Annotated in this window: 26 protein-coding genes and 1 pseudogene; 15 read left to right on the top strand and 12 right to left on the bottom strand. The window is 70.0% G+C overall.

Going from position 1 to position 24,190, the window contains the following annotated elements:
• Positions 1–617, top strand: a 617-nt coding sequence (locus tag V5O40_RS24575) for a hypothetical protein (RefSeq protein ID WP_332907662.1), incomplete at its 5' end; no start/stop codon positions are given.
• A gap of 213 nt (positions 618–830) precedes the next feature.
• On the opposite strand, the gene V5O40_RS24580 is transcribed toward V5O40_RS24575, so the two are convergent.
• The gene (locus V5O40_RS24580) at positions 831–2,174 is read right to left on the bottom strand and encodes a hypothetical protein (RefSeq protein ID WP_332907663.1); all 1,344 of its coding nucleotides are present in this window, start codon (positions 2,172–2,174) and stop codon (positions 831–833) included.
• A 204-nt stretch (positions 2,175–2,378) separates the two neighbouring features.
• Positions 2,379–2,738, bottom strand: a complete 360-nt coding sequence (locus tag V5O40_RS24585; protein WP_332907664.1) for a hypothetical protein — start codon at positions 2,736–2,738, stop codon at positions 2,379–2,381.
• Between the two features lie 166 nt (positions 2,739–2,904).
• On the opposite strand from V5O40_RS24585, the gene V5O40_RS24590 reads away from it, so the two are divergent.
• A complete protein-coding gene (locus V5O40_RS24590; RefSeq protein ID WP_332907665.1) occupies positions 2,905–3,369 on the top strand; it encodes an SRPBCC family protein in 465 nt (154 codons plus the stop codon).
• Between the two features lie 375 nt (positions 3,370–3,744).
• Here the strand turns inward: V5O40_RS24590 and V5O40_RS24595 are convergent, their stop codons facing one another.
• Positions 3,745–3,960, bottom strand: coding sequence for a hypothetical protein (locus V5O40_RS24595; protein WP_332907666.1), 216 nt, complete (start codon positions 3,958–3,960; stop codon positions 3,745–3,747).
• 111 nt (positions 3,961–4,071) lie between these two features.
• On the opposite strand from V5O40_RS24595, the gene rpmF reads away from it, so the two are divergent.
• The 3 genes from rpmF to V5O40_RS24610 are packed head-to-tail and all read left to right on the top strand — an operon-like array spanning position 4,072 to position 6,190.
• Positions 4,072–4,251 carry a 50S ribosomal protein L32 gene (gene rpmF, locus V5O40_RS24600; protein WP_332907667.1) on the top strand — a complete coding sequence of 60 codons (180 nt, stop codon included), beginning with the start codon at positions 4,072–4,074 and terminating at the stop codon, positions 4,249–4,251.
• Positions 4,248–5,474, top strand: coding sequence for a GTP-binding protein (locus V5O40_RS24605; RefSeq protein WP_332907668.1), 1,227 nt, complete (start codon positions 4,248–4,250; stop codon positions 5,472–5,474). Before rpmF ends, V5O40_RS24605 begins: the two co-directional genes overlap by 4 nt.
• Entirely contained in the window at positions 5,471–6,190 is a 720-nt protein-coding gene (locus V5O40_RS24610) for a class I SAM-dependent methyltransferase (RefSeq protein WP_332907669.1), read from the top strand. Before V5O40_RS24605 ends, V5O40_RS24610 begins: the two co-directional genes overlap by 4 nt.
• Positions 6,191–6,210: 20 nt before the next feature.
• Here V5O40_RS24610 and V5O40_RS24615 read toward each other — a convergent pair whose 3' ends face one another.
• The 3 genes from V5O40_RS24615 to V5O40_RS24625 all read right to left on the bottom strand — a co-directional run bounded on the left by V5O40_RS24615 (position 6,211) and on the right by V5O40_RS24625 (position 8,052).
• The gene (locus V5O40_RS24615) at positions 6,211–6,348 is read right to left on the bottom strand and encodes a hypothetical protein (RefSeq protein ID WP_332907670.1); all 138 of its coding nucleotides are present in this window, start codon (positions 6,346–6,348) and stop codon (positions 6,211–6,213) included.
• 151 nt (positions 6,349–6,499) lie between these two features.
• Positions 6,500–6,760 (bottom strand): type B 50S ribosomal protein L31, encoded by a 261-nt coding sequence (locus tag V5O40_RS24620; RefSeq protein ID WP_332907671.1) that lies wholly within the window; start codon positions 6,758–6,760, stop codon positions 6,500–6,502.
• Positions 6,757–8,052 carry a CobW family GTP-binding protein gene (locus V5O40_RS24625; RefSeq protein WP_332907672.1) on the bottom strand — a complete coding sequence of 432 codons (1,296 nt, stop codon included), beginning with the start codon at positions 8,050–8,052 and terminating at the stop codon, positions 6,757–6,759. Before V5O40_RS24625 ends, V5O40_RS24620 begins: the two co-directional genes overlap by 4 nt.
• Positions 8,053–8,360: 308 nt before the next feature.
• On the opposite strand from V5O40_RS24625, the gene V5O40_RS27995 reads away from it, so the two are divergent.
• The 7 genes and pseudogenes from V5O40_RS27995 (at position 8,361) to V5O40_RS24655 (ending at position 11,796) form a co-directional block, all read left to right on the top strand.
• On the top strand, positions 8,361–8,624 hold the full coding sequence (locus tag V5O40_RS27995) for a winged helix-turn-helix domain-containing protein (protein ID WP_408631943.1): 264 nt from the start codon (positions 8,361–8,363) through the stop codon (positions 8,622–8,624).
• Positions 8,625–8,681: 57 nt separating this feature from the next.
• Positions 8,682–8,918 (top strand): 50S ribosomal protein L28, encoded by a 237-nt coding sequence (rpmB, locus tag V5O40_RS24635; RefSeq protein WP_164449684.1) that lies wholly within the window; start codon positions 8,682–8,684, stop codon positions 8,916–8,918.
• Entirely contained in the window at positions 8,918–9,085 is a 168-nt protein-coding gene (gene rpmG, locus V5O40_RS24640) for a 50S ribosomal protein L33 (RefSeq protein ID WP_095565727.1), read from the top strand. Before rpmB ends, rpmG begins: the two co-directional genes overlap by 1 nt.
• Entirely contained in the window at positions 9,085–9,390 is a 306-nt protein-coding gene (gene rpsN, locus V5O40_RS24645; RefSeq protein WP_332907673.1) for a 30S ribosomal protein S14, read from the top strand. The genes rpmG and rpsN overlap by 1 nt, the downstream gene beginning before the upstream one ends.
• Positions 9,391–9,400: 10 nt before the next feature.
• A pseudogene (locus tag V5O40_RS28025) lies at positions 9,401–9,502 on the top strand (IS982 family transposase); the annotation flags it as partial.
• A 180-nt stretch (positions 9,503–9,682) separates the two neighbouring features.
• On the top strand, positions 9,683–10,366 hold the full coding sequence (locus V5O40_RS24650; protein ID WP_332907674.1) for a response regulator transcription factor: 684 nt from the start codon (positions 9,683–9,685) through the stop codon (positions 10,364–10,366).
• A complete protein-coding gene (locus V5O40_RS24655; protein WP_332907675.1) occupies positions 10,363–11,796 on the top strand; it encodes a HAMP domain-containing sensor histidine kinase in 1,434 nt (477 codons plus the stop codon). The genes V5O40_RS24650 and V5O40_RS24655 overlap by 4 nt, the downstream gene beginning before the upstream one ends.
• A gap of 186 nt (positions 11,797–11,982) precedes the next feature.
• Here V5O40_RS24655 and V5O40_RS24660 read toward each other — a convergent pair whose 3' ends face one another.
• From V5O40_RS24660 to V5O40_RS24675, 4 genes are all read right to left on the bottom strand, one after another.
• Positions 11,983–12,579, bottom strand: coding sequence for a DedA family protein (locus V5O40_RS24660; protein WP_332907676.1), 597 nt, complete (start codon positions 12,577–12,579; stop codon positions 11,983–11,985).
• Positions 12,579–13,217, bottom strand: coding sequence for a DUF998 domain-containing protein (locus V5O40_RS24665; RefSeq protein ID WP_332907677.1), 639 nt, complete (start codon positions 13,215–13,217; stop codon positions 12,579–12,581). Before V5O40_RS24665 ends, V5O40_RS24660 begins: the two co-directional genes overlap by 1 nt.
• Positions 13,214–14,998 carry a glycosyltransferase gene (locus V5O40_RS24670; protein WP_332907678.1) on the bottom strand — a complete coding sequence of 595 codons (1,785 nt, stop codon included), beginning with the start codon at positions 14,996–14,998 and terminating at the stop codon, positions 13,214–13,216. Before V5O40_RS24670 ends, V5O40_RS24665 begins: the two co-directional genes overlap by 4 nt.
• A 384-nt stretch (positions 14,999–15,382) precedes the next feature.
• Positions 15,383–16,804, bottom strand: coding sequence for a phosphatase PAP2 family protein (locus V5O40_RS24675; RefSeq protein WP_332907679.1), 1,422 nt, complete (start codon positions 16,802–16,804; stop codon positions 15,383–15,385).
• A gap of 185 nt (positions 16,805–16,989) precedes the next feature.
• On the opposite strand from V5O40_RS24675, the gene V5O40_RS24680 reads away from it, so the two are divergent.
• Complete coding sequence (locus V5O40_RS24680; protein ID WP_332907680.1) at positions 16,990–18,195, top strand: monooxygenase; 1,206 nt, start codon at positions 16,990–16,992, stop codon at positions 18,193–18,195.
• Positions 18,196–18,363: 168 nt separating this feature from the next.
• Here the strand turns inward: V5O40_RS24680 and V5O40_RS24685 are convergent, their stop codons facing one another.
• A complete protein-coding gene (locus tag V5O40_RS24685) occupies positions 18,364–19,029 on the bottom strand; it encodes a response regulator transcription factor (RefSeq protein WP_332907681.1) in 666 nt (221 codons plus the stop codon).
• Positions 19,030–19,826: 797 nt separating this feature from the next.
• On the opposite strand from V5O40_RS24685, the gene V5O40_RS24690 reads away from it, so the two are divergent.
• Positions 19,827–20,537, top strand: a complete 711-nt coding sequence (locus V5O40_RS24690; protein WP_332907684.1) for an ABC transporter ATP-binding protein — start codon at positions 19,827–19,829, stop codon at positions 20,535–20,537.
• A 179-nt stretch (positions 20,538–20,716) separates the two neighbouring features.
• A complete protein-coding gene (locus tag V5O40_RS24695; protein WP_332907682.1) occupies positions 20,717–23,068 on the top strand; it encodes an ABC transporter permease in 2,352 nt (783 codons plus the stop codon).
• Positions 23,069–23,164: 96 nt separating this feature from the next.
• On the opposite strand, the gene V5O40_RS24700 is transcribed toward V5O40_RS24695, so the two are convergent.
• Positions 23,165–23,878, bottom strand: a complete 714-nt coding sequence (locus V5O40_RS24700; protein ID WP_332907683.1) for a hypothetical protein — start codon at positions 23,876–23,878, stop codon at positions 23,165–23,167.
• Positions 23,879–24,190: the final 312 nt, after the last annotated feature.

Here is a 24,190-nt window from a genome sequence, read left to right on the forward strand (position 1 = left end):
AGGTGCGGTGCCTGCGCGACGCGGTTCGGGACTGCCATCACCGGCGCACGCTCATGCCGAGATCCGTGTGTTCCGAAGGTGAGGTGGAACCGATGGCGGCGGCATCAGGTCTTATAGACGTGGTGACCCGATTTCGACTTGTCTCGGTGTTGGTGTGGGCGCCCCTGACGGCCCTGACGGCGGCATGTGGGGCCGCCGCCAATGAGCCATCCAACGCAAGATCAGGTGAAGTCTCTGAGCCCGAGTCGAGTACATCGACACCGCTGATCGCGGGCGGCGATGCTGCTGTCTGGAGTCTGGGTCCGGACCAGAGCCTTCAGAGATCGTCCACGAAGTTCATTGCCCTCGTCTCGCGACTCGGCTGCAACAGCGGGGTCACGGGGCAGGTCCTGGCGCCGGAAATTCACAAGAGCGAGTCTGAGGTCGTCGTGGTTTTCAGTGTCGCTCCGAAGCAGCCCGGTGCCGCAGCGTGCCCCGGCAACGATCAGGTTCCCTATGAGATCGATCTCGGTGAGCCGCTGCGGGACAGAGCGTTGGCTGATGGCCAGTGCCTGCCTGGCGGGGAAGCGGTGACCACATCGTTCTGCGCCACCGGCCCCACGCGCTTCAGGCCGTGATGCCCATCCGGCCGCGCTTCCTCCTGGCGTCCCCCACCGCACTGGTATGTCGCAGAGCGCTCGTCGCTGACGGTGGCCTCGGCGTCGGCTGACGCCTCCGGCTTGGCGGCTTGGCGGACGGTCGCGGGTAACACGCCTGCCAGCGTGATCAAGAGTACGAGAGAGAACTCCCCTGCCGCCTGAGGTGCTGCGGTGGTGGACGTTTGTAGCTGGTCAGTGGGTCTTGCGGACCGCTTGCCACGCGGCGCCGAGCAGCGCGAGTATCCGGTACAGCGCGTATAGCGCCCAGAGCGTGGCCAGTGATACACCGATGAGGATGACGGCGCCGCCCAGGTAGTGGGTGCTCTCCAGCATCCAGCCGCCGGCCAGCAGGACGGAGCCCACGACGACGGCCCAGGCCAGGATGCGGCCGGCTTTGGTCAGAGACATCCACAGGCGGGCGTTCGCGGTGCCGTCTGGCTCCGTGGGGTCGCCGACCTGGGACTGCAGGGCGAGGCCGTCGATGCTGCGGGCGGCAGCCTGGTCGGTGGCGTGTGGCGACTGGTGCAGCACTGCCGACAGGGCGTGCAGGTCGTCGTGGTCACGAAGTCGTCCGGTCCGCGGATCGCCGAGTAGCGCCACGGGGTGTGGGAACCCGAGCAGCCACGCCTTGCCGTAGCCGCGTTGCGCACCCGGTGGCAGCACCACGACTGTGCCGGCGTGCATGTCGTCGCGGTAAGTGTGGTCACCGATCACCTGAACGAGTTCCGTGCCAACGATCGTCGCCTCGATGTCGACGAGGTCGGTGGCATGGCTGAACAGCGTGACGAACTGGGCGTACGCGGCGGCGACCGCGAACAGGCCCAGGACCGCGACCGCGGCGCCGAGCAGCTCGTGCAGCCGGGCCGTGACGTCGGTGAGCAGCAGCGCGGGGACGACGGCGAACAGGTACCAGCCGACGAAGATCAGGAAGCGTCGCCGGTTCAACCAGCGCTGTGTTCGCACGCCCTGTGCGCCAGGTGGGAAGGCGGAGAGAACAGTTCCGCCGTTGCGCCGTTGGCGGGCGTCCTCGCTCAGCAGCATCACCTGGAGGCGGTGGACCCGAACGTCAAGGCGGTCACCGGCCAGACCAGCCAGGTCGCGGACGAACTGCATCTCCTCAATCTTGGGGTCGGTCAGGTCGAACAGCCGTACCGCCGCCCGCCCGTCCACGGTGGCGCGCAGGTCGCTCGGCACGTCCAGGCTGACACCCCGCTCAGGTACCAGGTAGAGCGCGGGAACCGGCCGGCGGTGATCCCGCCCCTCGATCTCCCGGTTCTGGATCACCACTGCTGAGATCTCGGCGCACCGCAGGTCACGTCGGTACCGGCCAATCCGCACCCTCCAGCCGTTCCGGTCGACATCAACCTGAAACCGCTGCAACCCGTACCCGAGAAAACTGACCGCCGTGAACAGAATGATCAGCGAGAACACGCCAGCGCAGAGCCGCCCGGACACCGACCCGCCGACAGTGAACTGCAAACTCACCAGATAACCGACGAACCCCACCAGCAACGCCGCGACAACCACCGCGAACACGCGAGAGCCAACTGGACGGCGCAAATACACCCACACATCATCGACGCACCAGGCAACTCAACCGCCACCTCGTCCTCGGTGAACCGCACGGCAGCCCGGCGCCAAAGCCGACGTAATCCACCTAACATCCGAGGTCTCCAGGCTCATGGCCGCGGATGGTTTCGAGATCGGCGCAAGCTTGCCGGGAACATCGGTGGTGCCCGGTCAAGTGCCGGGATCAGTGCCGCCCTGTTTTTCTTCGCCGGTGTCGAAGAACCTCGTCAGGTAGGCCGGCGGATTCAGGTCGCTGGCCCGCAGCAGCGAGAAGACCTCCGCCCCATGCCCGGGCTCATCAAACAGCCGATACGCCTGGGAGAGTCCTACAAAGTCCATGTCGGGTTGCTCCGCCGCATAGCCGAGCGCCTCGTCCTCGGCCAACGCGATGGCCTCGTCGAAACCTGCGGCGCGCCACAACGTCAGCCGTTCCTCGTACAACTGGCTCGCCGAGTCGCCGCCCACGCAAAAGACGCAGCGAACGCAGAACCAGCCAACCTCACCCTGCGTCTGTTCGTTCTGCCTGGCCATCGACACATCGTCTCGCGTCGGCTCGCGACAGCGAGTCCATCTAGCAAGGCCACACTGTTCCGTAGAGCGCCCGCCGCGGAGGCGACGTTGGTGCCCGACCGCTGTGGCGTCCGGACGTAGTCATGGCCGGGCGGTCTGCGGCATCGCCTAGGGCTAGGCTCGCCATGTGCCGGCGCTCATCGAGGTCGTATCCGTCATCAACGCCCCGCCGAGTGTGGTGTTCGACTTGACCCTTGATGTGGACGTTCACTCCGCGTCCCTGCCCGCCAGCCGCGAGACGGCCACGACCAGCACCGGACGACGTCAACTCGCCCTCGGCGACGAGGTCACCTTCCACGCCCGTCATTTCGGACTGCCCTGGCGTATGACCAGCAGAATCGCCGCCTACGAACGGCCGTACCACTTCGTGGACGAGCAGACGCGAGGCCCCTTCCGTTCGCTGCGCCATGAGCACCAGTTCCAGGACCTCGACGGCGGACGCACGCAGATGACCGACCGCATGACCATCACCGCGCCCTTGGGACCGCTGGGCGCAGCGGTGACCTGGGCGCTCGTCGCGCCGTACCTACGCCGGCTGTTGCTACAGCGGGCAGCCCACATCACTTACCTGGCACAAGCCCACGAGCCGTAGCTCCCAACAAATCCGGGACATGCAATCCCCCCGGAACCGGGCAGACGTCGCCGCAACGCGCGAGGCCGACTATCGCGATAAGGGTCAGCGCAGGCGGCTTCCAGAAACGCACGGATCCGCCGCGGATCGTGCGCGCTCTCCGCCGCGATGGGTGTCGCTGTCAGTAGCAGCTGCGGCTCCGGCAAGGTGCGGACCTACGATGGCTCCGTCGGCCGCATATGCGGAGCCAGTCGTTCTCCCGCAGCGAGGTTGTCACGCCAGTAGCGGTAGACCAGGCCGGGTACCACCTCAACCGATCCTGCTGCGACGAAACAGGAGAGAAGATCACCCCCGGCCGGTGCGTCGACGTCGAAGGCAACGACCACTGGTGGTTCTTCACCGACATGCCGACGCACCAGTGCGCGCGTCGACGGTGGGTTCCCGGAACCGAGGATCCCGGAACTGGGTCGGGCAGGCCAGATATGCGACGTCGGTGAAGACCACCTCGAGGCCGTGGTGGTAGGACAGGTCGTGTCCCGCGGCCAACCGAAGCTGGGAGCCGTCGAAGTGCAGCACGTCCCAGTCCCACCAAGATTCGCTTTGAAGATACATGCAACAGTGCGCATTTGTGCAGTGATCGCGATCGCCGATGGAGGAGGCGAGAGAGAAAACGAAAATCAGTTCCGATAACCTGGTCTCCACCCTTTCGACGGAGGAGATCTCGTGGCCGTACCGAAGCGGAAGATGTCGCGGTCGAACACCCGGCACCGGCGGGCGCAGTGGAAGGCGGCCCTGCCGCCGCTGACGCCGTGTCCTTGCCCGCGCAAGGAGATGGTGGTGCCGCACCGGGCGTGCAGCCACTGCGGGCTGTACAAGGGGCGTCAGGTGGTGGAGCAGCCGTGACGGGTCGGCTGCCGGTGACCGTGCTGTCGGGCTTCCTCGGCGCCGGGAAGACCAGCCTGCTCAACCATGTCCTCGCGAATCGGGACGGGCTGCGGGTGGCGGTGATCGTCAACGACATGAGCGAGGTCAACGTCGACGCGGCGCTGGTCCGCGACGGCGGGACGCTGTCGCGGACCGAGGAGCGGCTGGTCGAGCTGACCAACGGCTGCATCTGCTGCACGCTGCGCGACGACCTGCTCGACGAGGTGGCCCGGCTGGCCCGGCAGGGCCGCTTCGACTACCTGCTCATCGAGTCCAGCGGCATCTCCGAGCCCATGCCGGTCGCGGCGACGTTCGCCTTCGGCGTCGAGGACGGGCAGATCCTCGACGATATGGCCCGCCTGGACACCACCGTCACCGTGGTCGACGCGGCCGGCCTGCTGGCCCGGATCGAGGCGGGGGAAACCCTCGAGGCGCGGGGGCTGGCCGCGTACGAGGGCGACGACCGGAGCATCGCCGATCTCCTGGTGGACCAGATCGAGTTCGCCGACGTACTGGTGGTCAACAAGACCGACCTGATCGCGTCGGAGGATCTGGCGGTGGTCGAGGCGCTGCTGTCCCGGCTGAACCCGGCGGCCCGTCAGGTCCGTGCCGTCCACGGTCGGGTTGCCCCGGCGGAGATCCTGCACACCGGTCGGTTCGATCTGGAGCGGGCGGAGACCGCGCCCGGCTGGGTGGCCGAACTCAACGGTGGGCACGTGCCGGAGACCGAGGAGTACGGCATCTCCAGCATCGTGTTCCGCGACCACCGGCCGTTGCATCCGCAGCGGCTGTGGAACCTGCTCACCGCCGGCCTGGACGATTTCGGGGTCGTACGGTCGAAGGGCTTCCTGTGGCTGGCCAGCCGCCCTGACGTCCAGGCCCTGTGGTCACAGGCCGGCCCGTCCGGGCGCTGCGACCCGGTCGGCGTACCGGTGGTGGTGTCCGGGGAGTGGCCGGAGGATCCCGACGAGCGGGCCGAGCTGGAGTCCCGGTGGCATCCGGTCTTCGGCGACCGGCAGCAGGAGATCGTCCTCATCGGCGTGCACCTCGACCGTGACGGCCTGCGGGCGGCCCTGACGGCCTGCCTGCTCACCGAAGCGGAGATCACCGCCGGGCAGGACGCCTGGCGGGCGCTGCCCGACCCGTTCCCCGAGTGGGACCTGGGTGACTTCCACGACCACGCCGCCCAGGTCCCGGTATGACGATGGCCGCCACCCCGCCACCGGAGGACGTGGCCCGGTGGCGGCGCGACTGGGAGGCCATGATGCGCCACTACCAGCCCGACCGCGACGACCTCCTCGCCGCCGGTCTCGCCACCGCCGAACAGGCGCACGGGCGCGCCCCCGAACGGGTGCTCGACGTCGGCGGCGGGCCGGGATGCACCGCCGAGGCGGTCCTGCGACGTTGGCCCGACGCAAACGTCACCGTGCTGGACATCGATCCGGCCCTGCTGGGCCTGACCAACGCCGCCCTGCCGCAGGTGCGTACCGTCCGGGCCGACATCGGCTCACCTGACTGGCTGCCGGCGGCGGGCGGCCCGTACGACCTGGTGCTGGCCCTGATGACCCTGCACTACCTGCCCGAGGGCCGGGTTCGCGACTGGTACACCGAGGCCCGACACCTGCTCGCCCCGGGGGGACTGCTCTTGGTCAGCGACGCCATGCACGACGCGCCCGTTCCCGCAAAGCCACGTGGCGGTGGTATCGGCCCGTGGACGGTGTGGTGGGACGCCCTGTCCGCGCAGCCGTCGATGGCGCCGCTGCTGGCCGAGCGAGCGGCGACGCTCAGCGGCTGCGACTCGGCGGAGTTCGTCGCGTCGACCGACTGGCACGGCGAGACAGCCCGGCGTGCCGGATTCGGCGAGACGACGGCGCTCCACCCGGGTGCCGGCCATGCCCTGATGGCGTTCCGCCGATGAGCCCGCCGTGGTCATGGCGGTCAGGGGCGTACGCCGAGGTGCACGCTGCGGGCGGAGAGCCGGAACATGTGGTCGCGGGCGGCGTCAAGGACGGCCGGATGTGCGTCCACCGCGACAACCCGGCCGCAGGTCATCATTCGGGCGATGGCGAGTGCCATTCCGACGCCGCCCCAGCCGATGTCGACTGCGAGCCGGTCGCCCCCGGGGCGACCGGCTCGCAGGCGATCGTCAGGTACCAGGCCCGGTCCCGCCGTGCGGCGTCAGCCGGTTGTGGCGTCAGCTTGGCCAAGTCGACCTGGCTGTCGGTGTTCATCTGCCCTGTGGTCCGCGGCGGGCGTACTTGTTGCGGAACTTCTCGACGCGGCCTTCGGTGTCGAGCAGGCGCTGCTTACCGGTCCAGAAGGGGTGACTGGCGGCGGAGATCTCCACGTCGATGACGGGGTAGGTGTGGCCGTCGGTCCATTCGATGGTCTGGTCGCTGGTGGCGGTGGAGCGGGTCAGGAAGGTGTAGTCGGCGCTCTTGTCGCGGTAGACGACGGGACGGTATTCGGGGTGGATGCCGGGCTTCATGCGGGTCGTGGTCCTTCGGTGTCGGTGTCGGTCAGCTCATCCGCCCCGAGGGGGAAGCAGCCGGCGAACGGGTCGGGGTAGGTGCGCCAGCTTTCTTCGCCGTCGGCGAGTTCGGCGTCGGTGAGCAGGCAGTTGGAGAGGGTGCGGTGCAGGTCGACGGGGTCGGTGTCGAGGCCGATGAAGACCAGGTGCTGGTGGCGGTCGCCGTAGTAGGGGTCCCAGTCGAGGGCGGCGGCGAGGCGGCGCTGGTCCTCGACGTGTTCCCAGCGGTCTTCGGGCAGGCTCACCAGCCAGTGTCCGAGGGATCCCATCGCCAGGCCGCCGCCGGCGAACTCCCAGGCCACCACCGTGTCGGGCTGACTGGCCAGCCAGAGGTGACCCCGAGAGCGGATCATCTCGGCGTTCACGTCTTCCAGGACGTCGTGCAGGCGCTGGGGGTGAAACGGGCGGCGGGCGCGGAAGACGGCGGAGACGACTCCGCAGTCGGGCTCAGGCTCGTGTGCGCCGAGGGTGTAGCCCTGCAGACCGCGGGCGAGCATGCCGGGGGTCTCCGGCCGGTGTCGGTGGGTGTGGCGTAGTTGGCGGGTCAGCGCGCCGACGTCGACGAGGTCGCCGTCGACGCGGAGGTGGGTCGCCCAAGGCGCCATCCGTTGCAGGAGGACCGCCATCCTGCCGGTGTCGAACTCCCCTTCGCGGGATTGACCCCAGAGCACCAGGGTGTCGGCGTACTCGATCTGCCGGACCACGACGTCGGCGAGCGCGCGGTGGTCGTCGTCGGCGGCCTGAATGCCGAGCGCGATGAGGTCGTCGGTGCTGGCCAAGCCGTCGAGCAGGTGCTCGGCGTCGAGGACCGTGACGTAGGAGTCGACCCGGAGCAGATCGGTGATCGGTGCGCCGTCGACGAGGCAGTGGGTGCAGGCGGCGGCGACAGCTTCCGGTTCGACCACCTCGGGCAGCATAAGCACCAGATCCTGGCCGGGGTGGCTGCGGGTGAGCCGGACGAGGGTGGGCAGCACGTCCTCACGCAGGGTGCAGGAGACGCAGCCGTGTCGCAGCGTCACCTGCTCGTCCTCGACGATGCCGGCACCGGTGCGGATCACTCGCCGGACCACGCCGTCGCGGATGCCGCTGAGGTCGTGCCGTACCAGCAGCAGCGACTCGTCGGCGGCGAGCAGTGCGCGGGCGACGGCGAAGGTCGCCGTCGGCCAGAACCCGGACAACACAGTCAGTGACGGGCGGGTGTCCGCGTCCGCTGTCACGGCACGGGTCGGAGCCTGTGGTGACGACGACATGGGTTTCCTCTCGACACAGTTGAAAACGATTGTCATTATAAGCGCATGTCAGCCGTCGACGCGAACAGGGATGCGCCCGTGGGTGCGGCAGGGGCGGAGCGGGGCGGTGACGTCCCTACCGTCGCGGTCCACTTCACGCTCGATCCGGGCGGCAGTGATGAGGGCGTCGATCGGCTCGCTGCTCTGCTGGCCTTCCTGGGCGGTGATTCGGATCGGTGTCGCCGCCGGTGCGAGGGCCGGGGCCGCGCCTTCACCTGCGAATCGATCCTCGGGCGCGGGCGGTCTACCGCGACCGCACCGAGATCGTGTTGACCCGTCGGGAGTACGACCTGCTGCTCTGCCTGGCTCAACATCCACGCCAGGTGTTCACCCGACAGCAACTACTGGACCAGGTGTGGAGGCAGCCCTACACGGGTCGGCGCAGTGTGGACGTCCACGTCCGGCGGCTGCGCGCCAAGATCGGCGCCGACGTGCCGGTGGTGACGACGCTGCGCGGGGTCGGCTACCGCCTGGGCACTGACTGTGCCGTCGAAGTCGTCGAGGGCCCGGCGCGGATGTGGCCGAACGACTGATGTAATACTGAAAACCGTTTTCGTTGTCATCGCCGTGTTGTGTGAGGAGCCACCACTGTGTCCAGACGTTGCGACGTCACCGGCGCGAAGCCGAGCTTCGGCAACGCCGTGTCCCACTCCCACCGGCGCACCCGTCGCCGGTGGAACCCGAACCTGCAGAACCACCGCTACTGGCTGCCGTCGGAGCGGCGGTGGGTCAGCCTCACCCTGACGGCGAAGGCATTGAAGACCGTGGACCGCAAGGGCATCGAGAAGGTCGTCGCCGAGCTCCGTAGCCGGGGAGTGAAGCTCTGATGGCCCGGCAGACCGACGTCCGGCCGATCGTGCGGCTGCGCAGTACCGCCGGCACCGGCTACACGTACGTGACCCGCAAGAACCGCCGCAACGACCCCGACCGGCTCGTGCTGCGCAAGTACGACCCGATCGTGCGCCGCCACGTCGAGTTCCGCGAGGCCCGCTGATGGCCAAGAAGAGCCTCGTCAACCGGCAGGCCCGTCGGGAGGAGCTGGTCGCCCGGCACACCGAGGCGCGGACCGGGCTGAAGCGGCTGATCGCCCACCCGGACACCGACCCGGACGTCCGCGCCGACGCGGTCCGCCGACTCGGCCGGCTGCCGCGTGACTCCAGCCCGGTGCGACTGCGCGTACGCGACCAGATCGACGGCCGCCCACGTGGGGTGTTGACCCGGTTCGGACTGTCCCGGGTCCGGTTCCGCGAGTTGGCCCTGCGCGGCGAGCTGCCCGGGGTTCGCAAAGCGTCCTGGTGATCTCACGGGCGCCGGCATCGCCCAACGCATCCTGGCCCTGACCGCCGCCACGTGGCACAACCGCAGCACCGGCCAACCCGTCACCCGATCACTGATCGCCTACGACCACTGAGCAGGGGTTGGGACTTACTCGTCCAGTCATCCGCCATGAAGGCGGAGTCTGGGGTCACTGCACCTGTGGACGTGATCTGCTTCACGGCGGGTGACTACGAAGCGCTAATCCTGGTCTCAGCTTGATCTTGAACAATAAGCAGCTGGGCATCGACTGGAAGGGGGCGGGCCGGTGCGGATCATGATCGCGGATGATGACGCGGCCATCCGTGAGTCGCTGGAGCGGGTGCTCCAGGTCGAGGGTTACGACACCAGCAGCGTCGCCAACGGTCTCGCCGTGCTCGACGGGGTTGGTGGGGCCGGCGGTGACTCGCTGGACCTGCTGATCCTCGATGTGATGATGCCCCGCCTCGGCGGGTTGGAGACCTGCCGGCGGTTGCGGGCCGCGGGTCAGGAGCTGCCGGTTCTGATGCTGACCGCCCGTGACCAGGTATCCGACCGGGTCGCGGGGCTGGACGCGGGGGCCGATGACTACCTGCCCAAGCCGTTCGCCACCGAGGAGTTGCTGGCCCGGGTGCGGGCCTTGCTGCGGCGGCGCACGCCGGGCGACGGTGAGTCGCAGATCCTGTCGTTCGCCGATGTGCGGGTCGATCCTGACAGGTTCGAGGCGTGGCGGGGCGGGCGGCCGCTGCGCCTGACCCGGACCGAGTTCTCCCTCCTGGAGGTCCTTGTGCGCAACGCAACCCGGGTGTTGACCCGCGACGCGCTGTTCGAGGCGATCTGGGGCTTCGACATGAGCGCCACCGCCAACAACCTTCAGGTGTATGTGAGCTACCTGCGCCGCAAGTTGGAGGCCGAGGGTGAGCCGCGATTGATCTACACGCTGCGCGGCCTGGGATACACGTTGCGGGAGACTCCTCCGTGAGCAGGCCCGCCGGCCGGGAACCGCGCCGGCTGACCCGATGGTGGCGCCGGCGGTCCCTGCGGACCAGGCTGACGGTGATCGCGGCGACGGCCATCGCGGTCAGTGTGTTCGTGTCCTTCCAGGTGGCCAGCGAGCTGCTGGACTGGCAGCTGCGGGACAGCGTCGAGAACCAGCTGCGCGCCGACGCCCGCGTCCTCGCGACGGACGCGGGGCGCGCCGGTCTGGCGCAGGTTCCGTTACCGCCGTATTCCGGAACCGGTCGGCTGGTGCGGGTGATCCTGCCGGACGGCTCGACCCGGACGCCGGCCGGCCAACCCGCGCTGCCCCCGGTCAGCGAGCACGCCGGGCGCGTGGCGCAGGGTGCGTCGGCCGACCTGATGGAGTCGAACGACAGCGACGAGGACGGTTACCTCGTCTACACGTTGCGGGCGGGCGACGGCGCGGTCCAGGTGGCCCGCGTCGTCGACGACAGCCCAGTCAACCAATTCGGATTTGGCATGTTGGTGATCGGGCTGCTCTGCGTGGTCGGCGGCGCCCTTGTCGGGCGGACCGTGGCGCGGACCGGGCTGGCACCGATCGACCGGCTGACCGCCGCCGCGGTACGTGTCGCGCACACCAGGGATCTCGACGCCGACATCCCGGACGAGGGCGGTGGGGAGATCCGGCGGCTGATCCAGTCGATCAATGACATGCTCGCCGCGCTCCGGGACTCCCGGCGGGCCCAGCGGCTGCTCGCCGAGGATGCCGCCCACGAGCTCAAGACCCCGCTCACCAGCCTGCGCCTCAACATCGAGCTGCTGATCCGGCTCGACCGGCGGGGCACCCTCGACACTGCCCTCTCGGCGGAGAGCCGGACCCGGCTGCTCAACGATCTCGGCGCCCAGGTGGCCGAGTTGAGCACCCTGGCCGCCGAGCTGACCGACCTGGCACGCGGTGACGTCAGCGACGAAAACACCGAGCTGCTCGACCTTGCCGACGTGGTGATGGCCGCCGCGGCACAGGCGCGTTCCCGCGTGCCAGACATCGAGATCGTCCTCGACCTCACCTCCGTGTGGGTGAGCGGGCGTCCCGCCGCGCTCCACCGAGCGGTGCTCAATCTCATCGACAACGCCGGCAAGTGGTCCCCCGCGGACCAGCCGGTCCAGGTCCGGCTCCGCGCCGAGGGCGCGTCGGCGATGCTCGAGGTCGACGACGCCGGTCCGGGCATCGACGCCGCCGACGCGCCACGGGTGTTCGACCGTTTCTACCGTGCCGAGAGTGCCCGGGCGTTGCCGGGATCCGGGCTTGGGCTGTCGATCGTGCAGCGGGTCGTCAACGCCCACGGCGGCCGGGCCACCGTCGCCCGTTCCGCACGCGGTGGTGCGCTGCTCCGGGTCGACCTTCCGACCGCGACCCCGCCCGCCCGGATAGCGCCCCGCACCGCCGGGTAGGACAGCGCGGTGCGGTGAGCGCCGAAGGCGACCAGGAACCCGACCTCGATCAGCATCACCAGCGGAAGCGAGACGAGGACCGCGAACGTGGCCGCCAGTACCAGGCCTGCCGAGGCGGCGGCCGATGGCGGTACCAAGCCGTCCTCAGAACCCGGCTCCACAGTCCTGCTGATCTGCCCGACGATGTCATCCGGCCCCGGTCGCCGCTGCGCGGCGGCGCGACACGTAGCGGACGAGTTCGCCGAGCGCGGTGATGGACAGGGCGAGACCGAGGCCGACCACCAGGCCCAGCGACGAGTTCGATTCGAAGGCGACGCCACCGAGGTAGCCGATCAGGCCGGAATAGCCGGCCCAGGTGACGGCGGCGATGGCGGTGAAAAAGGTGAAGCGGGTCAGCGGGTAGCCGGTGGCGCCGCTGGCGGTCACGATCGCGGTGCGGCCACCGGGGACGAACCGGCCTGCGATGATCAGGGCGCCGCCCCGGCGGTGCAGGTGCGGGGCGATCCTGTCGGCGGCGCGGATCAGACGGCCGCCCGGGCGGCGCTCGCGCAGCAAGCGCCCGATGAGGTAGCCGATGTGATCACCGACGAAGGCGCCCAGCGCGGCGAGCACGATGATCAGCGGAAGCGACGGGATGCCCGACACGGCGAAGACCGCCGCCGCGATGACGACCGACTCCGAGGGCAGGAACGGTAGGAACGCGTCGAGGGTCGCCAGCGCGAGGATCGCCAGATAGATGACCGGAGAGGTCATCGCGTTCTCGATCATGGCCATCAGGTCCATCAGGGCCGCTCCTCCCCTTCGAGTACCCAGGCGCAGAGCCCGACTACGACGAGCACGAGCGCCAGCAGAACCCGTTCGGCCAGGCCCGCGAACGGGAGAAGGCCGTGGCCGAGCAGCACCGCCGGCCCGTTCACCGCCGCGAACGCGACGCAGGCGGCGAACGCGGACCACCCGGCCGCGCGCAGCCAGCGGACCCGGGCCGGGTCGGCCCCGGGCCCGGCACGCTTGGCGATGAGCAGGGCGAAGAGCGGTGGCAGCGCCGCCATCAGCGCCGCGCCGAAGCGATGCAGCCCGGCGGCGACGCCCGGTTCGGTTCCCGGCAGGTTCGTGGGGAACACCACCACCGCGAGCAGGGACACGCACCACACCGACAGCAGCACGGTGAGGGGCCAGGCCGGTGACAGCACGCGCCGGGTGCCGGCCAGGAGCCACGCGCCGGCTGCCGCGAGTCCGCACGCCGCCAGGGCCAGCAGGACGGCGCCCGGCACGGTCCGGATCGATTGGCTGACCATCTGGTCCACCGGGTCGACGTCGCCGACCAGCAGCAGACCCGCTCCGGCCGCCGCGCCCAGGCCCAGGCTCAGCTGGACGTTGCGGTACCAGCGGGAGGTGCCCGCCCGGACGATCGTCGCTGTCATGCGGCGACCTCGGCCGGCGTGGGCGCGGGCGCCTCACGGGCCGGCCGGATCCGGTAGAGCTGCTCGAACGCGGACACCGTGTGGGTCTGGTCGTGCTGCTCGGCCACCGCACGAGCCCGGTGCCCCAGCTCTTCCGCGTGCTTCGGGTCGCTGAGCACGGTGAGCAGTCGCTCGGCGAGCACGACAACGTCGCCGGGCGGGAACAGGTATCCGGTCTCCTCGTCCCGTACGAGGTGGGGCAGGGCTGCGGCATCGGCGCCGATCACGGGTCTACCGCTGGCCATCGCCTCGAGCGTGACCAGGCTCTGCAGCTCGGCGGTGCCCGCGTTGACGAAGACCGCCGACGCCGCGTATGCGGAGGGAAGATCCTCGTCAGGGACGAAGCCGGTGAACGTGACATGCCCGGCGACGCCCAGTTCCCCGGCGAGCGACCGCAGCGTCCGCTCCTCGGCCCCGGTGCCGACCAGCAGCAACTGGACGTCGAGCGACCGCCGTACCAGCGCGAACGCCCGCATCACGACGTCGAGGTTCTTCTCGGCGTCGAGCCGGCCCACGTACGTGATGGTGGGCTTGCGCGCGAGGCCGTAGGCCCATCGGAACTCGGCCGCGGGTGCCTGCTCGCGGAAGCGGGCGAGGTCGATGCCGCACGAGATGGGCAGGACCGGCCCGGACACACCGGAGACGACCGCGAGCGCGGCGGCGTACGGGGTCGGGGCCGTGACGATGTCTGCCTTGGCGAACACCCGGGCGGCGTCGCGCCATGCCCACGCGTGCGCCCTCGCCCGGCCGGCGTCGCCGATGGGCAGGTAGTGGATCAGGTTCTCGGGCATGAAGTGGTTGGTGGCGATGACGAACAGGCCGCGCTCGCGCGCCGCGTCGACCAGCGCCCGGCACAGCGGGAAGTGGCTCTGCACGTGCACCACGTCGGGCTGGACCTCGTCGAGGATCCGGCGCGCTGCCGCGCGCAGCCCCAGGGGCGGGCAGAACCGAAAGCCTGAGTGGCCCGGCACCGGCAAGGAACGCACGCGGTGCTCGACGACGCCGTCGCCGGACAAGCTGGCATGGCTGCGGGTGTCCGTCGACGGCGCCATCACGTGCACCTCGTGCCGGGCGGTCAGTGCCACGGCCAGGCGCTGGGCGAAGTAGGACGCCCCGTTGACGTGCGGGGCGTAGGTGTCGGCACCGATGAGGATGCGCATGGGACGACTACCTTTCGTATGCGTTGTCGCTTTTCGTAGGTGGTATCGCTTCATGACGAGGTGGAAGAGAGCGACCGGCACGGCGACGGTCGCGGTGAGCAGGAAGATGCCGCCGGGCAGCGCGAGCAGGCCGGACAGATGGCTGCCGAGGAGAGCGCCGAGACCGATCAGCACCAGGCCGCGTACGGCGGCGGTGGCACCCACCCAGGCGGCGAACTTCCGGTACGGGAGCCCGACGAGTCCCGCCGACACGAACGCCGGGAGGGCGAAGACGTCGACGAGCTTGGCAGTGATCACCATCCGCGGCAGTGACATCGTGGCCAGCCGGTCGAGCAGCGACGTCGCCTTGAGCCGGCTCAGCAGGGACGCCACCCAGGGCCGCCGGGCCGACCGGCCGACGAGGTAGAGCAGGCTGTCGCCCACCACCTCGGCCAGCGCGACGATCACCCAGATCGGCCAGAACGCCGCAGCGCCGGCGGCGACCAGGGTGCCCGCGGTGATCGTCGCGGCCGGCCCCTCGACGAGCACGAAGAGACCGAGCACCAGGTAGGGGTGCTCGAGCACGGCCTGTGTCAGATCCATGCCGAGCAGCTTCGACCGAAGGTCCCGCACCGCTCGTTCCTGCGCGGGGCCGACCGAGGTAGCTCGGTGGTAGGGAATCCGATCACCGACCACGGCACCCATCGGCCTGCCAACCGGCCGACCGGCGCTGCGTCGACTGCCATCACTAGCCCCCTACATGCGAATTACGTCGCTTGTCCGGGGCCTACTCAACCGAGCGAATCTGAGGCGACCGTTAATGCGGCGCGCAGGCTCCGTCAGGTCGGAGAACATCTCCGACAGCGCCCTCGCCTGCGGCTCGGGTCGTCTGAGAGCGATCTGGCACGGGTGCTCTGCAGCAGGCACGTCACGTACACGTCCGGCCGATCCCGCCGGTCCTGATGTTCCAGGTGACGAAGCGCGGCGTCACGTACGCACCGCGGCCGGCGCCGCCCGCGCGTTCGGCCGCAGCACCCAGCACAGCAGGCCGACCCAGAGCGCGGTCAGGATCACGGCGCCGAGCAGGTCGGTCGGGTGGTTCATGCCGCGGTACATCCGGGACAGCGCGACACCGGCCGGCATGACCACGGCGATCACCACGGCGGACCAGCGCCACCGGCTGCTCACCCGGCCCATGACCAGGACCGCGATCGCCACCCAGACGCACATCGTCGCGGCGACGTGTGCCGACGGGAACGACGACATGGGTATCGGGCTGTCGAGCTGCGGCACCGTCGGGCGGTCCCGTTGGACGCTGGCCGCGGTGCACAGGAACAGGGTGAGCTCGCCGAGCATGGTGAGCACCACGAACACCACCGGTCGCCACTGCCGCCACACGGCCAACGCGATCGGGCAGAACACCAGCGAGATGGCCAGGATGGCGCGGGTGTCGCCGGCCGCGCTCCACACCCAGCTCACGTCGTCCAGGGTGGGCGTGCGCAACGTCCGCAGCCACCGGACCACGCCGTCGTCGAAACGTCCCAGCCAGGTGTCCTCGGTGTGGTTCGTCAACAGGTAGCCGACGACGTACAGGATGCCGAACGTGAACCCCCAGCCGGTCAGGATCTCGGTGGCCTCGACCCACCGGTGCGGAATCGGGCGGCCGCTGTCCGGCGCCGGTTCGACCGCCTCGGCGGCCGTCGGCTCCAGCCCGTCGTCGAGCGGCGCCGCCGGGTGCGCCGCCTCGCGCCGCCACAGCCGGAACGCGTACGCCGTGACGCTCAGCCACAGCGCGCCGAGCAGCCAGCCGGCCAGCACGTCGGTCAGGTAGTGCACGCCGAGTGCGATCCGGGTCACCCCGATCGCGGCCACGAGCAGCGCGACGGCCGCCGTGAACAGCTTCCGGTAGCGCACCGCGGGCAGGAACACGAGCAGCAGCGCGCCGTAGACCACCATCGACCCGAGCGCGTGTCCGCTCGGGAAGCTGTTGCCGGGCGCGATCGCCACCGGTGCCTCGACCACCGGACGCAACCGGCCGACCAGCGACTTCACCGACGGGTCGAGCAGCAGCGCGCCGGCGGTGGTGGCCAGCAGGTAGACGGCGGGACGGACCCGCCGGCGCACCAGCAACAGCAGCGCGGCGACGCCGACCAGCCAGAGCATGACCGGACGACCGCCCAGCCGGGTCGTCCCGTGGAGCGCGTCCACCAGGTACGGCCGGGGCGACACGACCTCGTTGAGCTCCCGAACGACACCGTGGTCGACGTTCGTCACCGGCTCCAGGTGCAACCGGACGAGGAGCACCAGCAGCCCGAACCCGAGCCCGATCGCGACGACGAGCAGCGGCACCCACCGGCCGACCAGCCGACCGGGCGGCGCTTCCCCGGACGCCACCACGTCGACTGCCATCGATTGGCCTCCAGGTACGAGCCGCATCGCTTATCCGATGCCGCCTTCGTACCGAGCGAATCTGAGACGACGATTAATGGACGTGCGGGCGTGCAGGTGGAATGGCACCGTGGTACCGCCGCTCCGCCGAGGATGACGACCGTAGTACGACGAAACAGGACGGAATCGGGCCTAGCGTTCGGGCCATGACGAAGCTTGACAGTCCACTGCGGAGGTCCTCGGCGGCCACCATGGCGCTGGCTACGGCGTTCGCTGTCGTCGCCTGCGGGTCGGACGCCGACGACAGTTCGGCACCCTCCCCGTCCGGCTCGCACGGCGCGCATGCGGGCGGGTCTTCGGCTCCACCGCAGCCGCTGCGCGCGGGCGAGCGGTTCGTCGACCTGAAGATGGCCGAGGCATACACGCCCGCGCCGCCGGAGGGCGGCACGGACGAGTACCGGTGCCAGATGATCGATCCGGGCCTGACCAAGGCGGCGTTCCTGACCGGGGCCCAGTTCACGCCGGAGAACGTCGCCATCGCGCACCACGCCATCGTGTACGCGGTGCCGCCGGGCGGCGCTGCCGCGGTGCGCGAGCAGGACGCGAAGACCCCTGGGCTCGGCTGGCAGTGTTTCGGCGGAACCGGCGTGGCCGGCGCCGAGGTGGAAGAGGGCGACGCGGCGTGGGTGGACACCTGGGCGCCGGGTGCCACGGAGACGCTGCTCGACCAGGACGCCGGCCACAAGCTGGAGCCGGGCAGCCTGCTCGTCCTCCAGATCCACTACAACCTGCTCGCGACCGACGGCAAGCCGGCCGGGTCGGACCGCTCGGCGGTGCGCCTGCGGTTGACGGACGGCACGCCGCAGACCCGGGAACTCGAGACGTGGTCGCTCGACGCGCCGATCGACCTGCCCTGCGCCGCCGACGAGTCGGGTCCGCTCTGTGACCGGGCGACCTCGATCGCGGACGTGACGGAGCGGTTCGGGTCGGACGTCGGCGAAATGGCGGACCGGCAGGTGGAGGAGTGCAACCAGGGCGGCATGCCGAAGCCCGGTGACACCCAGAACTGCGACCACAAGGTGACGGAGCCGATGACGCTGTTCGCCGGTTTCGGCCACATGCACATGCTCGGGCGGGCCATGAAGGTCGAGCTCAACCCGGGCACGCCGAAGGCCAAGGTCGTGCTGGACGTGCCGCAGTTCGACTTCGACAACCAGCGGCTGATGAAGCTGCCGTCGCCGGTGGAGATCGGCCCGGGGGACACGCTGCGGGTGACGTGCACGCACGACGCGGGGCTGCGCGAACGCCTGCCGCAGCTGAACAAGCTGCCGCCGCGCTACGTGGTGTGGGGCGACGGCACCAGCGACGAGATGTGCATCGGCATCATGACGGTGTCCCCCCGCAGGTCCTGACGAAGCGTCGAACGTGTGTGGGCTCACCGAGGTCGACGAGCCGAAGACGGCTCTGAGCTCACACACGTCCGCACTGAACGGGCGGTGACGTGGGCGACTGCAGGCGGACCGGCGGCGGAGCCGCTGGGATCTACTGCCGCACCCTCGACGGACACGCGAGATGAGGCGCTAGACCGGCCGGGTGAGTCTCAGGTTGTAAGCGAGGATGACGGCCTGGATCCGGTCCCGCGCGCCGATCTTGGCGAGGACCCGCCCGACGTGGGTCTTCACCGTCGACTCCGACAACGTGAACCGTTGCGCGATCTCACCGTTGGTGAGGCCGTGGCCGATGGCGACGAGGACCTCGCGCTCGCGGTCGGTCAGGAAGGCCAGCCGGGGATCCTCCCGCGCGGGCCCGCAGAGGTCATCGTCGAGACGGTCGGCGAACGCGTCGAGCAGCCGCCGAGTCAGCGCCGGCGCGATCACCGAGCCCCCGGCGGCGACGGCCCGGATGCCGGCGAGCAGTTCCTCCGGGCGGATGTCCTTGAGCAGGACACCGCTCGCCCCGGCCCGTAGCGCGGCGAACGCGTACCGGTCCGAGTCGAACGTCGTCAGCACCAGGACCCGCGAACGCCCACCGGCGGCGACGATGCGCCGGGTGGCCCCGATCCCGTCGACGTCCGGCGTACGGACGTCCATCAGCACCACGTCAGGACGCAGCTCGGTGGTCCATCGAACGGCCTCTGCGCCGTTCTCGGCCTCGCCGACGATCTCGGTGTCGGGGGCGCTCTCCAGCAGCATCCGAAACCCGAGACGCTGTAGCGGCTGGGCCTCCACCACCAGCACAGTGATCATGAGTGGCTGCCTTTCCGGGTCGCGCACGATCCAGCCGCCGTCCAATACGGGGCCGGCGCTGACCGTGCCGCCGCAGGGGCGCGGCGCTTGCGGCCGTGCCGGCGAGGCCGAGACCCGGTCGCCCGGCGATGCCTACTTCATATCGGGGAAAGCTGAGACGACGGTTAGAACCAGTGACGTACGGCGCGCATGCCGCCGACGTCGTACCTCCACAAGCCTGCGTGGACCGGGCGATCTTTCCCCCCACCACCAGCAGGACCTGGCGGCTCTGTGTCGCCTGGGCATTGCCTGACGGGTAGACCCTCGACGCCACCCACGCTGGTGCGTGCGCTGGGCACCTGGTTCGGCCACCCGGCCTGAGCACCGCATTAACGGTCGCCTCAGATTCGCTCGGTAGGAGTAGGTCCCAGGCAAGCGACGTAACCCGCATGTAGGGGGCTGGTGACGGCAGTCGACGCAGCGCCGGCCGTTCGGTCGGCAGGCCGGTGGGTGCCTGGTCGGTGGATGACGCTGGCGGCGGTCACGGTGACGGGCGTCCACGCCCGCCCATGAGACAGCTGTGGGTGCCGCCGGGCCTGTGTGCACACCGAATTTGGTCGGGGCAACGACGACAAAGCGGTGAGGCGCACCGGTTTAACGGGGCACCTTCAGAATCCTGACAAGCCATTTATCGGAATCCCTTCCCGAATCCTGATCAACCACTCATCGGAGGTCTCGTGTCCGCACGTCTAAATTCCACAGTCGTCGACCGGCAGGTCGGGAGCGCGCTGTCAGCCGAAGCTGATGACGCTGCGGCCATGCTCGTCGGCGCGGTCAAGCGATACGGTCTCGGCCAGTCGGCCGTCGTCGCGCTCGACGACGTCACCATCGCGTTCCCGGCGGGAAAGTTCACGGCTGTGATGGGCCCGTCGGGTTCGGGAAAGTCGACGATGATGCACTGCGCCGCCGGGCTGGATCAATTGACGTCGGGCCGCGCATTCGTCGGCAACACCGATCTGTCGGGTCTCAATGACCGCGAGTTGACCAGGCTGCGTCGAGAACGGATCGGGTTCGTGTTCCAGGCGTTCAATCTCGTGGCGACGCTCACGGCCGAGGAGAACATCTGCCTGCCGTTGACGTTGTCGGGGCGCCGGCCGAGCGCCGCGGTGCTCGACCAGGTCGTGGCGCTGCTGCGCCTCGGTGATCGCATGCATCATCGGCCGGCGGAGCTTTCGGGTGGCCAACAACAGCGAGTCGCCGTCGCCCGGGCGCTGGTCGCCCAGCCGCAGGTGGTTTTCGCCGACGAGCCCACCGGCAATCTCGACACCCGGTCCGGACAGGAGATCCTCGGATTCCTGCGATCAGCGGTCGATCTGCAGCACCAGTCGATCGTGATGGTCACGCACGACCCCAACGCCGCTGCCTGGGCGGACCACGTCGTGTTCGTCGTCGACGGCCGCGTGCACGACGTGATGGATCACCCGTCGGCCGATTCGGTGATCGACGTGATGAAGGGCCTGGGGCGATGAGCCAGATGATGCGGAGTGCGGCGCGAAGCGTGCTCGCGAGTCGAGGTCGGTTCGCGCTGACGGGTGCGGCGATCACGCTGGCGGTGGCGTTCCTCGTCGCGACGCTGGTGCTGTCCGACTCGATGCGTGGCCGAGCGGCCGGTGACATCGCCGAGGCGCTGGCCGGGACGGACGCCGTGGTGCAGGGCGTCGTGCTCGGCGAGCCCGGGGGAGGACCGGGAGATCCGGAGAGGCCGGTTCGGCGATCACTGGATCCGGACATCACCGAGCGCCTGGCAACGGTGGCTGGCGTCGACGGGGCCGCCTCGCAGTGGGTCGGCTTCGCGAAGCTGGTCGTCGACGGATCGTCGGTCGGAACCGGAACGGCGAGCGACGTCGGTCGCAACTGGGTCACCGACCCGGGGCTCAATCCGTTCCGGCTCACGAGCGGGCGACCACCGATCGAGGTCGGAGAGATCGTGATCGACCGGTCGCTCGCCGGTGACGCGGGCTTGGCTCCGGGTGACGTCGTACAGGTCCTGACCACGACGGGCTTGTACGACGCGACCATCACCGGCGTCGCGACCTTCGCGTCGGCGGACGCGGCACCGCTGCAGCGAACCGTGCTGTTGCCCGACGGAGCGGTTTCCACCTGGCTCGACACTGCGGCGCCGACCGAGGTGCTCGTCGACGTCGCGAAGGGCGCCGACCGCGCCGAGGTGCTCGATCGATTGTCGGCGCTGACTGACGCCGAGGTCGTCGACGGGCCCGACCACATCCGGGCGATGCAGGACGCCGCGACGTCACCGCTGCAGTTCCTGACCGTGTTTCTCCTGGCCTTCGCCGTGGTCGCGGTGTTGATCGGTGTGACGATCATCTTCAACACGTTCGCGCTCACCGTCGCCCGCCGCCGGCGGGAGTCGGGGCTGTTGCGGGCGATCGGTGCGGAAAGACGCCAACTGCTCGGCGGAGTGGTGATCGAGGCGGCGCTCGTCGGGACCATCGCCACGCTCGTCGGCCTCGTATGTGGGGTCGCGGGAGTGGGCGCGCTGCGTTGGCTCGTCGGACTCGCCGGGATCACGTTGCTCACCGGACCGTCGATCGTGAGCGCGACCTCGATCGCGGTCGCCGCGACCGTCGGCATCGGCGCAACGATCCTCTCGGCGTGGATCCCGGCTCGCCGGGCGGCGGCGACACCGCCGATCGAGGCGCTACGCGAGAGCGCGGCGGAACCTCGGGTCGTGAGCCCGGCGCGAACCGTGACCGGGCTCGTGCTCGCCGCGGCGGCGATCGCTGGCGCAGGTGTGGCTGTGGTGGTCTCGAGCGCGACGTGGGTCGTGCTCGTCGTTGCCATCGTGCCGGCGCTCGTGTTGTGCGGCCCGGCGATCGTGACCGCCGCAGCGCGTGGGAGCGCTCAGGTGGCCCGCCGCGCCGCCGGGGTGTGTGGCTCGATCGCAGCGGGCAACCTGGCTGCCAGCCCCCGTCGATCGGCGTCGACGGCGCTCGCGCTCATGCTCGGCACCGCGATGGTGACGATGTTCGCGATCTTCGCGAGCTCGCTGACGAGCGCGGTCGGGACGGACGTTCGTGAGGGACTACAGGCGGACGTGGTGGTCACGTCGGCGACCGCCGATCTGCCGACGATCGACCCCACCCTGGCCGGCCGGATCGCAGCCCTGCCCGACGTCGACGCAGTCGCCGCGCTGTCGGTCGCCGAAGGGATCGTGGCGGGCAAAGCCGAGGCGATCGGCGGCATCGACCCGACGGCAATGTCCACCACGTTCGACCTCGACCCGATCGCCGGCGACCTCGCCGACCTGGGCGAGGGGGGCGTGGCGGTGGTCGGCGACGACCCGACGCTGCTCGGCGGCACCCTCGCGATCGAGTTCGAACGCTCGACACTCGAAGCGCCGATCGTCGCCGTGGTCGGGCGGAGCACCGGCGGTTTCGAAGCCCCGCTGTACTTCCTCGACCGTGCGGCACTCGATGCCTTGGCCGGTCGTCTGCTCGACGCCCTGTTGTTCGTCGACCTCGCCGACGGCGTCGGCGCGGACGCCGCGGAAGACGTGCGGGCACTGGTCCGAGCCACGCCCGGGTCGTTCTTCGAGACTCGGGCGGAACACGTCGCCAACAGCGGGAGCGAGATCGCGGCGTTCCGGAACTTCATCGACGGGATGCTTCTCCTCGCGAGCTTCATCGCGCTCCTCGGAGTCGCCAACACCACGGCGCTCGCGATCAAGGAACGCTCTGGAGAGCTCGGCCTGCTGCGAGCGGTCGGCACGACTCGCCGAGAGCTGCGTCGAATCGTGCGGCTCGAGGTGGCACTTCTGTCGTTCGTGGCCGCATCGATCGGCATCGCCGTCGCAGTCGGGTTCGGCTGGGCGCTGATCACCGTCACCGGTGGCGCGGAGATACCATCCGTCGTCGTACCGTGGTCTCGTCTCGCGGTGACGCTCGTCGTGGCGGTCGCAGCCGGCGTCGTCGCTGCAGCGTGGCCCGCGTTCCGGGTCTCCCGGGTGCCCGTGCTCGAGCTGGCGGCCCGGGACCGCTGAGGCACAGGTCCTGCGCCTGGACCTGGCGGTCGTCACGTGCCCCCGGGCCGGCGACTTCGCGTCACAGGATGCCGATCTGGACAGGGGCTCGGTGTGCTACGCCAGCAGCGTCTCCCGCATCCGCGCGCCCAGGTTGATGCCGCCGACTACTTGAGGGCCGGTTGGATCGTGGACGGCGAGGGTGTTGTTGCGGCGCATCGTCTCGCGGACCGGAGGCGGCAGCCGGGGCGGGTCGTCGATGGCCGCGAGAACCTGGCCGGCGGTCGAGATCAGTCGGTCGGCCAGAGCCGCGGCATCGGTGTCCACCCGTACCTGGCCGTACTCGCAACCGATGACGGTGAGGTCGAGCACCTCGAACACGCGGGTCAGGAGCGGGTTCGGGTCGGTCACCCGGCCGAGCCGGCGCGCGTGGGCACCGACCACCGCGACGGCGGCGGTCACCTGCACGTACGGGTGGAGGCCGCTCGGCAGCGCGAACAGTGGCCATCGCAGCGCCGGACCGGCCTCCTTCCACAGCGGCCGGTAGTTCCGGCGGTGCACCAGGAGTCGCCGCCCTGTGCGTCGGTGCACGTCGTGGGCTTGGGCCTGCAGGTCCGCGTGGGCCTCGTCGGCGGCCTCGCACACCACTCGGGCCGCCACCATCAGGCCGTCGTCGTCATCGAGCATCCGGGTGATCGCGTCGACCTGCTCCGGAAACCGGACCGGCGAGCCGGACCCGTACCGGTGCCGGACATCCCGCAGCAGCTCCTGCTGCCGCCCTGGATCGAGCTGGACCCGCTTGCCACCCAGCAACCGCCGGAGCCAACGCATCTTGCCTCGTTTCAGCCGCCGCAGACCGCAGCAATGCTAGTGCGTCGGACGTCCCTCGTACTGCGTGGGGTATTGAGCTTTACTCCCGACGAGCGATGCACCAGCCCCAACTTCCTGGAGAGTGGGCGCTACCGGGGCGAGCTGCGGCGATCCCCGGTAGGCATCCGGGAAGCGGCGATGGCGGACCGCGGGTCGGTCAGGGGTCCGCGACGGGAGACAGGCTCTTCGTCGCGATCCATAGGTGAACAGCCGCGGGGGTGGGCTCGGGGGGGGACCACCGCCGGGCCGGGGGGGGGCTCGACGTTGGGGGCG

This window comes from Micromonospora palythoicola (assembly GCF_036689795.1).
GTDB lineage: Bacteria > Actinomycetota > Actinomycetes > Mycobacteriales > Micromonosporaceae > Micromonospora > Micromonospora palythoicola.

Bases quoted from the DNA above. Each gene is read 5' to 3' on its own strand.
- V5O40_RS24585 (WP_332907664.1), bottom strand. From the start codon at position 2,738: ATGGCCAGGCAGAACGAACAGACGCAGGGTGAGGTTGGCTGGTTCTGC.
- V5O40_RS24595 (WP_332907666.1), bottom strand. From the start codon at position 3,960: ATGTATCTTCAAAGCGAATCTTGGTGGGACTGGGACGTGCTGCACTTC.
- V5O40_RS24610 (WP_332907669.1), top strand. From the start codon at position 5,471: ATGACGATGGCCGCCACCCCGCCACCGGAGGACGTGGCCCGGTGGCGG.
- V5O40_RS24615 (WP_332907670.1), bottom strand. From the start codon at position 6,348: ATGGCACTCGCCATCGCCCGAATGATGACCTGCGGCCGGGTTGTCGCG.
- V5O40_RS24620 (WP_332907671.1), bottom strand. From the start codon at position 6,760: ATGAAGCCCGGCATCCACCCCGAATACCGTCCCGTCGTCTACCGCGAC.
- V5O40_RS24625 (WP_332907672.1), bottom strand. From the start codon at position 8,052: ATGTCGTCGTCACCACAGGCTCCGACCCGTGCCGTGACAGCGGACGCG.
- rpmG (WP_095565727.1), top strand. From the start codon at position 8,918: ATGGCCCGGCAGACCGACGTCCGGCCGATCGTGCGGCTGCGCAGTACC.
- rpsN (WP_332907673.1), top strand. From the start codon at position 9,085: ATGGCCAAGAAGAGCCTCGTCAACCGGCAGGCCCGTCGGGAGGAGCTG.
- V5O40_RS24650 (WP_332907674.1), top strand. From the start codon at position 9,683: ATGATCGCGGATGATGACGCGGCCATCCGTGAGTCGCTGGAGCGGGTG.
- V5O40_RS24660 (WP_332907676.1), bottom strand. From the start codon at position 12,579: ATGGACCTGATGGCCATGATCGAGAACGCGATGACCTCTCCGGTCATC.
- V5O40_RS24665 (WP_332907677.1), bottom strand. From the start codon at position 13,217: ATGACAGCGACGATCGTCCGGGCGGGCACCTCCCGCTGGTACCGCAAC.
- V5O40_RS24670 (WP_332907678.1), bottom strand. From the start codon at position 14,998: ATGGATCTGACACAGGCCGTGCTCGAGCACCCCTACCTGGTGCTCGGT.
- V5O40_RS24675 (WP_332907679.1), bottom strand. From the start codon at position 16,804: ATGGCAGTCGACGTGGTGGCGTCCGGGGAAGCGCCGCCCGGTCGGCTG.
- V5O40_RS24680 (WP_332907680.1), top strand. From the start codon at position 16,990: ATGACGAAGCTTGACAGTCCACTGCGGAGGTCCTCGGCGGCCACCATG.
- V5O40_RS24685 (WP_332907681.1), bottom strand. From the start codon at position 19,029: ATGATCACTGTGCTGGTGGTGGAGGCCCAGCCGCTACAGCGTCTCGGG.
- V5O40_RS24690 (WP_332907684.1), top strand. From the start codon at position 19,827: ATGCTCGTCGGCGCGGTCAAGCGATACGGTCTCGGCCAGTCGGCCGTC.
- V5O40_RS24700 (WP_332907683.1), bottom strand. From the start codon at position 23,878: ATGCGTTGGCTCCGGCGGTTGCTGGGTGGCAAGCGGGTCCAGCTCGAT.